The sequence below is a fragment of the Actinocrinis puniceicyclus genome, assembly GCF_018283645.1.
Classification (GTDB): domain Bacteria; phylum Actinomycetota; class Actinomycetes; order Streptomycetales; family Catenulisporaceae; genus Actinocrinis; species Actinocrinis puniceicyclus.
The window spans coordinates 1-10,967 of sequence record NZ_JAGSXH010000148.1 but is presented as its reverse complement, the minus strand read 5'-3'; the positions used below and the strand labels follow the sequence as shown (position 1 = coordinate 10,967).

13 protein-coding genes are annotated in these 10,967 nt (G+C 66.9%); 3 read left to right on the top strand and 10 right to left on the bottom strand.

Annotation, left to right across the window (positions count from 1 at the left end; all coding sequences use genetic code 11):
• Nucleotides 1-305 precede the first annotated feature (305 nt).
• On the top strand, nt 306-710 hold the full coding sequence (locus KGA66_RS25500; RefSeq protein ID WP_211471476.1) for a hypothetical protein: 405 nt from the start codon (nt 306-308) through the stop codon (nt 708-710).
• 121 nt (nt 711-831) lie between these two features.
• Here the strand turns inward: KGA66_RS25500 and KGA66_RS25495 are convergent, their stop codons facing one another.
• From KGA66_RS25495 to KGA66_RS25465, 7 genes are all read right to left on the bottom strand, one after another.
• Nucleotides 832-2,172 (bottom strand): site-specific integrase, encoded by a 1,341-nt coding sequence (locus KGA66_RS25495; protein ID WP_211471474.1) that lies wholly within the window; start codon nt 2,170-2,172, stop codon nt 832-834.
• A 4-nt stretch (nt 2,173-2,176) separates the two neighbouring features.
• Nucleotides 2,177-2,368, bottom strand: a complete 192-nt coding sequence (locus tag KGA66_RS25490; RefSeq protein ID WP_211471472.1) for a helix-turn-helix domain-containing protein — start codon at nt 2,366-2,368, stop codon at nt 2,177-2,179.
• Entirely contained in the window at nt 2,365-3,825 is a 1,461-nt protein-coding gene (locus KGA66_RS25485) for a replication initiator (protein WP_211471470.1), read from the bottom strand. The genes KGA66_RS25490 and KGA66_RS25485 overlap by 4 nt, the downstream gene beginning before the upstream one ends.
• Before the next feature lie 108 nt (nt 3,826-3,933).
• Nucleotides 3,934-4,164 carry a hypothetical protein gene (locus KGA66_RS25480; protein ID WP_211471468.1) on the bottom strand — a complete coding sequence of 77 codons (231 nt, stop codon included), beginning with the start codon at nt 4,162-4,164 and terminating at the stop codon, nt 3,934-3,936.
• Complete coding sequence (locus KGA66_RS25475; RefSeq protein WP_211471466.1) at nt 4,164-5,588, bottom strand: hypothetical protein; 1,425 nt, start codon at nt 5,586-5,588, stop codon at nt 4,164-4,166. Before KGA66_RS25475 ends, KGA66_RS25480 begins: the two co-directional genes overlap by 1 nt.
• A gap of 63 nt (nt 5,589-5,651) precedes the next feature.
• A complete protein-coding gene (locus KGA66_RS25470; RefSeq protein ID WP_211471464.1) occupies nt 5,652-6,710 on the bottom strand; it encodes an IS630 family transposase in 1,059 nt (352 codons plus the stop codon).
• 49 nt (nt 6,711-6,759) lie between these two features.
• Nucleotides 6,760-7,077: a hypothetical protein gene (locus tag KGA66_RS25465; RefSeq protein ID WP_369015964.1), complete on the bottom strand. Its 318-nt coding sequence runs from the start codon at nt 7,075-7,077 to the stop codon at nt 6,760-6,762.
• Nucleotides 7,078-7,153: 76 nt separating this feature from the next.
• Between KGA66_RS25465 and KGA66_RS25460 the strand changes: the two genes are divergently transcribed.
• Nucleotides 7,154-7,780, top strand: a complete 627-nt coding sequence (locus tag KGA66_RS25460) for a GntR family transcriptional regulator (protein ID WP_211471460.1) — start codon at nt 7,154-7,156, stop codon at nt 7,778-7,780.
• 337 nt (nt 7,781-8,117) lie between these two features.
• Here the strand turns inward: KGA66_RS25460 and KGA66_RS25455 are convergent, their stop codons facing one another.
• Nucleotides 8,118-8,531, bottom strand: coding sequence for a type II toxin-antitoxin system VapC family toxin (locus KGA66_RS25455; RefSeq protein WP_211471458.1), 414 nt, complete (start codon nt 8,529-8,531; stop codon nt 8,118-8,120).
• Nucleotides 8,528-8,758, bottom strand: a complete 231-nt coding sequence (locus KGA66_RS25450) for a hypothetical protein (RefSeq protein ID WP_211471456.1) — start codon at nt 8,756-8,758, stop codon at nt 8,528-8,530. Before KGA66_RS25450 ends, KGA66_RS25455 begins: the two co-directional genes overlap by 4 nt.
• Before the next feature lie 712 nt (nt 8,759-9,470).
• On the opposite strand from KGA66_RS25450, the gene KGA66_RS25445 reads away from it, so the two are divergent.
• Nucleotides 9,471-9,980, top strand: coding sequence for a hypothetical protein (locus KGA66_RS25445; RefSeq protein WP_211471454.1), 510 nt, complete (start codon nt 9,471-9,473; stop codon nt 9,978-9,980).
• Nucleotides 9,981-10,016: 36 nt separating this feature from the next.
• Here the strand turns inward: KGA66_RS25445 and KGA66_RS25440 are convergent, their stop codons facing one another.
• Entirely contained in the window at nt 10,017-10,796 is a 780-nt protein-coding gene (locus KGA66_RS25440; protein ID WP_211471452.1) for a transposase family protein, read from the bottom strand.
• Nucleotides 10,797-10,967: the final 171 nt, after the last annotated feature.

Below are 10,967 nucleotides of genomic sequence, written 5' to 3'. Positions count from 1 at the left end.
CAGCATGTCCGTCAACGGCGCAATCGGCTCAGCACTCGAACTCACCCCCGAACGCTACCGCCCCGACCCCGAAACCAGTGGAAACAACCTGATCAGAGCCCTGAACCCATCAAGCTAAGTGGCATTGGTACCTGGTGGACGGCCGACGTTGCTGGTCATGGTGAGTCTGCGTTCAAGGTGTATGAGCAGACCAGCAAGGGGTTACAGTGGATCGCAGATGCAGATCAATATGGTGACTACATCGTTGGAAAATGGAAGGGTGACACCGGGTATTTCATTCCGAATTCGAGTCTGCGAGGTGTGGGGTGACGATTCATTCGGCTGACGAGTTTGTGAGGCTTCGATACAGCGACGACCCTGCCAACTACCAGCGAGCCGCAGGTGAAGAGGCTGCGGTGGACGTCTGGCACGACGTCATCAATCGCTATCCGGACGCTAGGATGTGGGTGGCGCAGAACAAGACGGTTCCGCTTGAAATCCTTGCGATCCTCGTTTCGGATGCGGACGCGGAAGTCAGGCGTATGGTCGTGATGAAGCGAAAGTTGACACCGGATCTCCTCGACCAACTTGCGATGGACGACGATGAATCAATCAGAATGCGTGTCGCCATGCACAAGAACGTTGCGGAGGAGACATTGCAGCGACTTCGTGACGATTCTTGGGATCGTATTCGTGAAGTCGTTACTGAGCGTCTGGGTGATAGCAACTGAGTAGCTTTATCTAGGTTCTTCTAGCGCGAGACGCCCTGCCAGATTTTATCTGGCGGGGCGTCTTTGGGATCTTGACGGTGATTCTTGACGGCAACGTCGGTGGACGGTGCGCTGGTCGGGGTTACCGGATGCGCGCTGCGATCGGTTCCGGGGGTTCGTCGTCGTCCCAGTGGCCGTGGGTGGGGTAGCCGTTGTCGGGCAGGCCGTGTTCGTCGCGTGTGTCGTGGTCGGGGTGGGCGTTGCGCAGGGTGTCGCCGAGGCGGTTGATGGCGTCGTGTTGGAGGCGCAGGCGGACGTGGGCGTAGGTGGTGGCGGTGACGTTGATGTTGGCGTGGCCGAGGAGTTGTTGGATGGTGCGCAGTTCGACGCCTGCTTCGAGCATGAGAGTGGCGCAGGCGTGTCTGAGGTCGTGGAAGCGGGTGCGGCGCAGCCTGGCGTGGTCGCACAGGCGGTGGAACTCGCGCAGCAGGGTGGTGGGTTCCAGGTGGCCGCCGGTGGGGGTGGTGAAGATCAGGCCGGTGTCCTGCCAGGTGTCGCCGGCCTTCTCGCAGTCGGTTTTCTGGCGTTCGCGGCGGCGTGTGAGGGCGTGGATGACTTCGTCGGGTAGGGCGATTTTGCGGTTGGAGGAGTCGGTTTTCGGGGGGAGGATCTGGATGCCGCCTCCGCCGCCGATGCGGCCGAGGGTCTGGGTGACGGTCAGGGTGCGGGCGGCGGGGTTGACGTCGTTCCAGCGCAGGCCGAGGATTTCGCCGCGGCGCAGGCCGCAGCGTAGGGCGATCTCGTAGATCGCGGCGTGGGGGTGGTCCAGGACGTGGTCGAGGAAGATGCGGGCCTCGTGGGCGGTGAAGGGTTCGAAGACGGTGCGCTGGCCGAGGGGGACCTGAACCTGTTTGGCGACGTTGCGGGGGATCTGGTCCTCGCGGTAGGCGTGGGTGAGCGCGGCGGAGAGGACACCGTGCAGGTATTGCAGGGTTCTGGGGGCGAGCAGCTTGCGGCAGCACTGGCCGGTGGCGCAGCAGCGCTGCCGTTCGGTGGGGCGGCGTGCGTCGATCTGCTGGTTGCAGCATTGGCAGGTGGCGCGGACCGTGTCGAGCCAGGTGCGGATTTCCTTGGCGGTGAGTTTGGCCAGTCTCTTGCGGCCGAGGCCGGGGATGATGTGCAGGTGGATGGCGCGGCGGTACTGCGGGAGGGTGGAGGCGCGCAGGTTGTGACGGGCGATGTTCTCGACCCAGTCTTCGAGGTAGTCGGCCAGGGTGGGGCCGCCGGGGGCAATAGCGGGCAGTCCGGCGTGGTGGTCGGAGAGGGCTTTGGCCAGGGCTTTGTTGGCCTGGTCCCAGGTGTCTGCGTAGACGCGCAGGCGCCGGATCGTGCCGTCGGGGTGGTGTACGTAGGCGGCGGCCTCGTAGCGGCCGTCTTTGCGCTGGTAGATCGAGCCGCCGCCGTTGGGGCGTCGCTTGGCCATGGTGTCAGGCTCCTTGCTTGGTGCGGTGGTTCAGGTAGTCGTGTAGGTCGGGGTGGGTGATGCGGCGGGCGCGGCCGATGGTGATGGAGCGCAGTTGCCGGGTGCGGATCAGGTCGTAGACCTTGGCGCGGGAGATCTTCAGCTGGTCGCCGACGTCGCTGACGGTGTAGAGCCGGGTGTCGTCGACGGCGCTCATCGCCGGACTCCGGCTCCGCTGGTCGTGGGCGCGGGCGGCGATGCTCGGGCGGTGGGGTCGGTGGTGTGCTGGCCGAGGTAGTGCCAGGTGTTGATGACGAGGGTTGATTCGCTCTCTTCCTGCTGGGGGTCGGGGCCGAAGGCGGCGGCGTTCAGTGCGGCCTGGTGGGCGGTGCGCTCCTGGCGGAGGGCGGTGAGGGTGGTGGAGTAGGTGCGCGAGCGGGTGGAGACGTGGCCGCGGAAGCCGAGCATGTGCGCCCATTGCCGCAGTCGCAGGGCGCTGAGGTGCGGCATGCCGCCGAGGTGCCAGCAGGTTTCGACCAGGCGGCGGGCGTGCTCGCTGATCGTGGGGCGCAGGAGTGCTGCCCAGGTGTCGCGCCGTCCGGTGCCGTGGCAGTCGGGGCAGAATGCTGATGTGCTTCTCCCTGTGCCGTGGTCGCGGGTGATGCTGCCGGTGGCGTGGCAGGTGCGGCAGGTCAGCGGCGGGAGTTCGGCGCCGGTGGTCTCGGTGGTCTTGGTGGCGTATTTGGCGATGTATCGGGCGACGGCGGTGTCTGTCAGGGCGCGCTCGCCGGTGTCGGTGAGGGGGCGGATGTCGGTCTGGGTGCCGAAGCGCAGGGTGCGGGCGGGGATGCCGGGAGCGGCGGGGGTGCTGATCGCGGCGCTGTGCGCTGCGCTGCGGATCGCGTCTTCGAGGACGGATGCGGTGGCTGGGGTTGGCGGTGTGCTGGCCGGTCCGTCGGGGCCGTCCAGGCGGATGATGGCGTGGTAGTGGATGACGCCTCGGGCCTGGTATTCGGCGACTTTCGCGTAGGAGACGGTCATGTGGTCGCCGAGATTGTCGCGGGGGATGCCCGCGTGTTCGGCGAGGTGGCGGCGCAGGTCTACGGTGAAGCGGGACCACAGGCGGCCGGCCGTGGCGTTGAACAGGACGTGGCCCTGATAGTCGTAGGTGTCGGGGTCGAGCGGGGTGCCGATCAGCGGGTCTGCGGGACGGTGCCAGGTGCGGCAGTCCGGCCCGTGGCCCGCGCGGCGCGGGTGGCAGGGGCGCAGGTGGCCGCTTTTGGCGGGGCCGAGGTGGACGGGGCCGAAGGAGGGGGCGGTGAGGGTGACGAACAGGCGCGGATGCGTCGAGACGGCGGGCGGGGTGTTCTTGCCGCCACGCAGTCCGGCGGCGATCAGGTTGTAGGTGTCGTACTTGTAGAGGGTCGAGCAGGAGGGGCAGCGGGCGGCGCGGCGGGTGTCGCAGCGGGCGGTGATCACCTCGTGGTGGCGGTGCAGTTCTCCGGTGATGTAGTTGATGCTGGTGCGGGTGCGCCGCAGTCGGATCTGTTGAGAGCAGGGTCCTGCGGTGCGGGTCAGGGTCTCGGCGGTGGCGTTGCGCAGCAGCGCGGCCGGGTCGGGGGATGCCGGGGGTATCGGGCCGGGGGTGTCCCGGTCCGGGGTTCGGGTTGTCATGCTGGTGTCGCTTCCGTGCGTACGCGTGTCGTGCGGGGGCGTGGCCTGGGGCGCGGGCGGCAGGGGTGTTCTTGGCGGAATGGGCCTGTCGCCCGGCTCCGGCGGCTGTCAACGATTGGCAGGGTCCTGCGTTTGGCCGAGTTGTTCGGCGAGTCGGGTGGCGGTGTCGGCCAGGCGGGTCAGGAACGCGGCGGCGCGTTCCGGGTCGCTGGGAAGGTCGATGTCGATGACGCGGGGATGGTCGCCCAGGCGCAGCAGCGGGGCCAGGGGGCTGGCGGTGACGGTGTCGATGCCTGTGTCCGCATCGACGATCAGCGCGACGTGCAGCAGGGAGCGCATCAGGCCGCTGCCCTTCCGGCCACGATCGGCGCGTTGTTCGCGGATTCCTCCGGGTCGAGCAGTGCGAGCGGGTCCAGGACGTACTGCGCGGTGATGCGGGCGAGGCGGTCCATATGTTCGGCGGGTCCGGCATACGGGGTGCGCACGAGGGTGTAGCCGGGTTTGCCGTCGGCGACGAGGGTGGCCACGCCCACGTAAGCGGGGTCTTGCAGGCGCCGCGGATGTGCGTCGGGGTGGTCGGTGATGTCGGAGCCGAGGATGGCGGTCGCGGCCTCGCTGGTGCGTTGGGCGAAGGAGATGGCGACTTGGCAGTTGTCGCGGATTCGGGTGGGGATGGCGTCGCCGGTGGCCTTCTGGGTGGCCAGAATGGTCTGGATGCCGACGTTGCGGCCCTTGCGGATCAGTTCCTCGACCATGCGCGTGATCTCCCGCACCTGCTGATCGCGCTTGCGGGACTCGGGGTCGGAGCCCTTGGATTCGTGGAAGAACGTATGGGCCTCGTCGATGATCAGCACGACCAGGGGCCACGGGCGCGACGGGTTGGTGTCCCACAGGTTGGTGGCCCCGAGGCGGGCGCTGATCTGGTGCTGGCGGCGGGTGAGCAGGGCGTGCAGCCGGGTGAGGATCGCGTGGGCCTGATCCAGGTTGTCCTTGGCGAAGGCGAAGCAGCGGGGTTGGTGGCGGTCCCAGTCCGGTCCGCCCTTGCCGTCGATGACGGCGATCTGGACGGCGGGGGAACCTGCGAGGGCGGCGAAGCGGGCGTCGAGCAGGTTGGTCTTGCCGTATCCGGACAGCCCGGCCACCACGATCCCGGAGACGTTCGAGGTCGCCACGGTGACCGGGGTGGCGTCGGCATCCACGCCCAGCTCCCAGCTGCGCACCGAGCGGTGAAGCGGGACCAGATCCCGCCAGTCCTGCCCGCCAAGGTCGCGGGTGTCGCCGGGTTCTGCGAGTGTGAACGGCTGCGGGGTGGCGGGCGCGGTCAGGGGTGTGGTGAGCGGGTCGGTGAGCATCGCGCGCAGGCGCACGATGCCGGGTGCGGCCTGCTCGGCCCGCACGGCCGGGACGCGCCAGGCATCGGCCAGATGCTCGGCGGCGTCCTGGAACTGCTTCAGGCCGATGCGGGCGATCGTGTGGGCCTCGATGACCACGCCCCAGGCGGCGCGCCGGACCTTGATGGCGGGGATCAGGGTCCGCACCGGTGAGCCCGGCTCCCAGGTGCGCACGGGTTCGCGATGGGCGAGAGCGGTGCGGCGGGCGGTGCGCCGCCAGGTGCGCTTGATCCGGCGGGCGGTGCGCAGGACCCGGCGTTGCGCGGGGCTGGCGCGCAGGTAGCGGACGGTGCGGAAGGTGAGGAGCAGCAGGTAGACGGCGGCGGGTATCGCGGCGAGGCCGAGGGCGGCGCGGGTGCTTGGGTCGTTCATGGGTGTGCTCTTTCGGTGCGCGGGTTGTGCGGTCGGACGGGGCGGCGGGTATTGATCCGGAACTCAAATGTCCTGTTCGCAGGCTGCTGCGTAGCGGACTTCGTCCTTGCCGAACAAGGCCGCGACGACGGCGGGTTGCTTCTGTCTGCGGTGTAGATGGGAGCTGATGGATACGGTCAGCTCGGCCCGGTTGCGTGGCGCGGACAGGGCTGCGACGTGCCGTTTGGTGTCCCCGTTCAAGATCTCTACGGGGTTGAGTTCGGGGCTGTATCCGGGCAGGAAGTATTGGGTGATCTGCCCGGTGTGCTCGGCGAGCCAGGCTTTGACGGTCTTGGCCTTGTGGGTGGGGTGCCCGTCGACGATCAGGTGGACCGGGGTGTCGTAGTGGCCGATGAGGCGGTGCAGGAAGTCGGTGTAGCGGGCCACGGTCAAGGATCCCTCGTACACGGTGAACGTGAGCGCGCCCCGGTTGCTGATCGCGGCCATCAGGTTCACCCGGAACCGGCGGCCGGTCTTGGGTACCACCGGGGTCGTCCCGATCGGGGCCCAGGTGGCGCGCAACTCGGCGGTGGAGGCGATCCCGGACTCGTCCAGCCACAGGATGATCCCGCCCTCGGCCTTGGCCGCCGCGACGATCGCCGGGTAGCGCTCATCGAGCCATTCGCGCACCGTGGCCGGGTTCTGCTCGTAGGACTTGCGGACCGGCTTCTGCGGCGACAAGCCCCAACGGCGCAGGTATTTGCCGGTCGTGGGCAGGCTCAACGCGATCCCGAAGCGGCGTTTGACCAGGTTGGCGACTTCCTTGCGGGTCCATAGCAGGCCGGTGCCACCGGCCTGGGCGGGAGTCTGGTTGACGACCGAGCGGCACACCGTCCTCTGCTGGGCCTTGGACAGGGCCTTCTGCTCCTCCGGACGGCGACCCCTACGCCCGGCGGTCAGGGCGCGTTCCCCTTGTCGGCGCACGGCGTTGACCCATCCGGACACCGATGTCGCAGAGACCTGGAACACCCGGGCGGCCTCCACCTGCGTCATCCCGGCCTCCACCGCAGCCACGACCCGGCGGCGCAGATCCTCCTGCGCCTGCGGGGAAAGACGGCGCGCATCGCGTACATGAATACCCATACACAGATAACGAGCATCAACTATTTGGGTTACGGGTCAATAAGCGCCACTACTTGGCGGGGGTGATGGCGGTGGCGCGGAAGATCTGCCAGGTGCGGCCGTTCTTCTCGCCGGTCAGGAACGTGAGGCCGGTGGCTTTGACCGTCGCTCCCATCGCGAGGCCGTCCGGGACGCCGGGCGTGGGGATCGAGACGCGCAGTACCTGTGGGGTGCCGTTCTCGGTGGGCAGGGTGACGCTCGCCTCCATCAGGGGCGCGCCGGTGTCCCGGTCGGTCGCGACCACGCCGTTGGCGCGGTCCTTGAACTGCGGGGACGGGGCGGAGAGCAGGAGCAGGGGACGCGAAGGATCTATCGGAAGGATCAGCATGTCGCTCATCCTACATGTGTAAGTCAAGTGGGTTGCGTGAGCTGGGGAGGGCGGGCCGGTCGGGTAGGCTTGTGGTATGGCATTCGACCCGCTGGACAAGCGGCCGCTGTATCAGAAGGTCGTCGACGAGATCACCGGGCAGATCGGCTCTGGACGGCTCAAGGCGCGCGACCGGGTTCCGTCCGCGAACGAGATCGCGGAGCGGTACGAGGTGGCCGCGGTCACCGCGCAGCGCGCGCTGCGCGAACTCCAGCAGCGCGGGGTGGTCTACGGGGTGGCGGGCAAGGGCAACTTCGTGCACCCGGACGCCCCGGTCCTGCTACGCCCGCTCGAACTGGACATCCACACCCCCGAGCAGTACCGAGAACTCCGGGATCGGATCGTGGGCGCGATGCGCTCCAGCGGGGACAGGTTCGACGTGGAGTTCTCCGCCGCCGAGGCGGCCGGCGACCTGGACCGGATGATCGCGGTCAAAGACGCCCACGAGGCGGAGATGCGGGGCGTCTTCCAGCAGATCGGCGCGCTGACCAGCTACGTCCACCAGATGCGCATCCGCGGGGTCGTACTCGAACCCGAGGCGGAGAAGGACCTGGTGAAGGACGGAAACCGCACCCGCGTGACCCTACCTGCACCTCCTGGACCAGACTCGAACATCGACGGCCCGTGGCCCTCACGCGACGAACACCCCGAAGACGACATCTGACACACCGGCCGCGCCACGACGGGCACGGCCGCCCGCGAACATCTGGACAGTGCTCGGGGCCGGTCAGTAGGTGCAGCGCGCCGAGAACCGGGCCTGGTTGAACTTTTCTCTACGTATATCAAGGCACGCCGTTCCGGCGCGCAAACGGGCTGGCCGGGCCGGATCGGTCATTCCTCGTCTTCGCCGCCATGACCGCCCGGCCCATCCTGGCCGAGGGCAAGCCGGGCAATCTGCCATGACCACGCCGAGCAGGTTCGACCACGCAAGGGTCAGGGTCCGCCATCCACGTCGGTCATCGCCTCGTCTACGCTCCCGGTGATCGCGAAGGGTCTGCGGATCAGCCGGGCAGCAGTTCCAGGCCGTCGCAGTGGCGCAGTTTGACGGCGTAGAAGTGGCGGTGGTCGATGCTGGCGATCGTTGTGATGTTCATGCGTTCGGCGATGGCGAGCACACTGGCGTCCACGGTGCCGAGCGGGAAGCTGGCGTACTGCTCGACCAGGTCGGCGGCGCGGTCGATGTCCGCGGCTTCGGGATGCACGAGCGTGAGGTGTCCGGCGCTGATCGAGCGCAGGAACGCGGCCTCGGCTCTCGGGCCGACCCGTTCCTGAAGGAAGTAGCAGGCTTCGACCAGCACCGGGGCGGGTACCAGCAGCGGGCGGCGGGTGACGCGCATCAGGGCGACGGATGCCGCGTGGTGCCTGTCGCTGCGGTCGACGGTGGCCAGCAGCGGGCCGGTGTCCCAGAGGATCACGAGTCGGCGGCCCCGCCGAGCCGGGCGCGCAGGAACTCTTCCGAAGACTCGGAGAAGTCCGGGTCGCCGCTGGAGAACATGCCGACGAACTCGGGCAGCGGCCACTGCTGCGCGGATTCGGGCAGATCGACGCTGGCGTGATCGCGCACATAGGTCAGCATCGGGACGACCTCCTCCTCGGGCAGGAGGTCGACGAGACGGTGGAACTCGTCGCGCATGATGGTCATACCCCTAGGATAGCGAGCCGACCGGCCCGGTGGCCCGGCATTCCTGCGCGCCCGATCATCCGGGGCGGTCCGGAACCGGTCAAGGCCGCTTCGCGCCGCTGCGCGGTGGCCTGCGGCCAGCCTGGACCGAACCCGGCCCGAAGGCCCCGGACCCGGGCGGCTGCGCGGGAGGCCGGAGAGAAATGGAATTATGTATCGGCGCAGGTCAGCGAATTTCCCGAATTAAATGGAGGTCTAGACCAATCAGGGCTCTTGACGGTGAATCTTGACGGCAACGTCCCTGGACAACCACACCCGACCACGAACGAGAGCGGGCGCGATGTAGCAGCTCAGACATGGAAATAGGCTGGTAGTCGAGCCTTGCGCACCACACGTACTATGTCGAGGCGGGATCAACCCCCGTACTTGTACATAACACTGCTTGTACTATCGATTCGGTGTCTGGTCCAAATGGAGAGTCGTTCCCGTTGCCGAAGGGTGCGACTGGCGTTCCTGTCGATACCGGGAAGGGTTTCACGTACGATATTCCTGCTGGCACGCCGGGACTTGATCCGTGTGTGACGCAGGTACGGATCATGGATCCGGTAACGACCGGCAAGTACCAATACCCGAATGGGTATGTTGTCTACATGAACAAGGCAGGACAGTCAGTGAACCCGCTAACCGGGCAGACGATCGCCAAGTCCAGTCCCTACAATCATCTACCTTTGCCATGATTGCAGTAGAAGACATTCTTTGGGCACCCATTGACGTGCTCAAGACTCCTAGCCCCGACGTGGACCCGCTCATCGACAGCGATGCGCTTCAAGAAGCGCAGTTACTTGACTTGCGCATACACGCCCTCTCCTCGACTGTCGGTCTCCTGTTTGAATTGCGAACGGCCTTACAGTTCGAAGATGGAAATGCGGCGGTCCTGGTTATGCGTGGATCACGGCAAGTAAGCTGGCGGGCGAGCGGAAGAGACGGTGAGCGAACGGCATGGAGTGTGGTTGGAAGCGTGACGCACCTTCGGTCTGGGCTTCTGAATCTGGATATCAGGCTGTCTCCAAGCGCCTCGATCGAAATTCTTGGAGCGAGTGCGGAATTCTATGTGATCGACGTTCCGGAGATCGGTGAAGCTCCGCCTGATTACTGCTCCGAGCGAGAAGAACATATCAGGAACGGACTGCCCAGCTGGGACTCACCGTTCACACTCCTGCAGGCCTCCCATCTAGATGGATGAGTAGGTTAGAGGTAACTGGTCAGGTGTTCAGGAACTCTATTCAAAAGCCCACTTCAGGTAGTAGAGGCCGACCACGGCGCGGAGGGTGGCGGGGAACTTCTCCAAGGGTGGGCGGAATCTGGTGACGAGGATCTTCCAGTTCTGGAGGTGTGAGTTGGCGCGTTCGACGGCGGCGCGGATGGAGGAGACGGAGGCGTTGAACCGCTGGTCGTGGTCGCTCAGTTCGGCGCGCGGGGGTTTGCGGATCGGGTGGATGGTGGTGTGGCCTTGATATCCCTTGTCCCCGAGGGTGTCGTGGTCGGTGAGCTTCGCCGCGAGTCCCGAGGCGGCGAAAGCGTGCGCATCGTGGCGTGCACCGGGGATCGGGTCGCCCACCGCGGCGACATCTCCGCCGATCGAGGCGGCCACCTGGATGTTGAACCCTGCCTCGCCGTGCTTGTCCGAGTACATGCCGTCCACGTGTTTCCAGTCCCAGGTCGGGGCGAGGAACCCGTCGACCAGTACGGATCCGCCCTTGCCGACCACCTCGCGCACCGTGGGCACGAGCGTGTCCAGAGCGTCGGCGAGCACCTCGCGCAGCAGGTCCCAGCGGCGCGACGCGGTCGCCTGGGAGACCTCGAAGATGCTGGCGGCCTGCTCCTGGGTGAGGTTGGTGCGCAGCAGGATGCAGACCAGGTCCACTGATCCTTCCAGGCACAGTGCGCTGGGCCGGCCACCGGACCGGGTGATCACGCTGCTGCCCAGGTGTGCCGCGACCCGGCGGAGCAGTTCGATCCGTTGCCCGTCGGACAGGCCTGTGAGAGCATCGAGGCGCACGGCCCCTCCTTGATCGAATCCGTGAGAAGTCTCGATTCAAGGGCCAATGCCACTTAGCTTGATGATCTAGGCTGCGAGCTGCAGGGATGTCGGCTGGGACGGCGCGCGGACCGGTTCGGGTATCAGGGGTTTGAGGTTGACGAGGTCTATGGTGGGCGGCCCGGCGTGGCG

What these genes read in the sequence shown, in the direction of transcription:
- KGA66_RS25495 (WP_211471474.1), bottom strand. Translation starts at nt 2,172, where the DNA reads ATGGCCAAGCGACGCCCCAACGGCGGCGGCTCGATCTACCAGCGCAAA.
- KGA66_RS25490 (WP_211471472.1), bottom strand. Translation starts at nt 2,368, where the DNA reads ATGAGCGCCGTCGACGACACCCGGCTCTACACCGTCAGCGACGTCGGC.
- KGA66_RS25485 (WP_211471470.1), bottom strand. Translation starts at nt 3,825, where the DNA reads ATGACAACCCGAACCCCGGACCGGGACACCCCCGGCCCGATACCCCCG.
- KGA66_RS25480 (WP_211471468.1), bottom strand. Translation starts at nt 4,164, where the DNA reads ATGCGCTCCCTGCTGCACGTCGCGCTGATCGTCGATGCGGACACAGGC.
- KGA66_RS25475 (WP_211471466.1), bottom strand. Translation starts at nt 5,588, where the DNA reads ATGAACGACCCAAGCACCCGCGCCGCCCTCGGCCTCGCCGCGATACCC.
- KGA66_RS25470 (WP_211471464.1), bottom strand. Translation starts at nt 6,710, where the DNA reads ATGGGTATTCATGTACGCGATGCGCGCCGTCTTTCCCCGCAGGCGCAG.
- KGA66_RS25465 (WP_369015964.1), bottom strand. Translation starts at nt 7,077, where the DNA reads ATGCTGATCCTTCCGATAGATCCTTCGCGTCCCCTGCTCCTGCTCTCC.
- KGA66_RS25460 (WP_211471460.1), top strand. Translation starts at nt 7,154, where the DNA reads ATGGCATTCGACCCGCTGGACAAGCGGCCGCTGTATCAGAAGGTCGTC.
- KGA66_RS25450 (WP_211471456.1), bottom strand. Translation starts at nt 8,758, where the DNA reads ATGACCATCATGCGCGACGAGTTCCACCGTCTCGTCGACCTCCTGCCC.
- KGA66_RS25445 (WP_211471454.1), top strand. Translation starts at nt 9,471, where the DNA reads ATGATTGCAGTAGAAGACATTCTTTGGGCACCCATTGACGTGCTCAAG.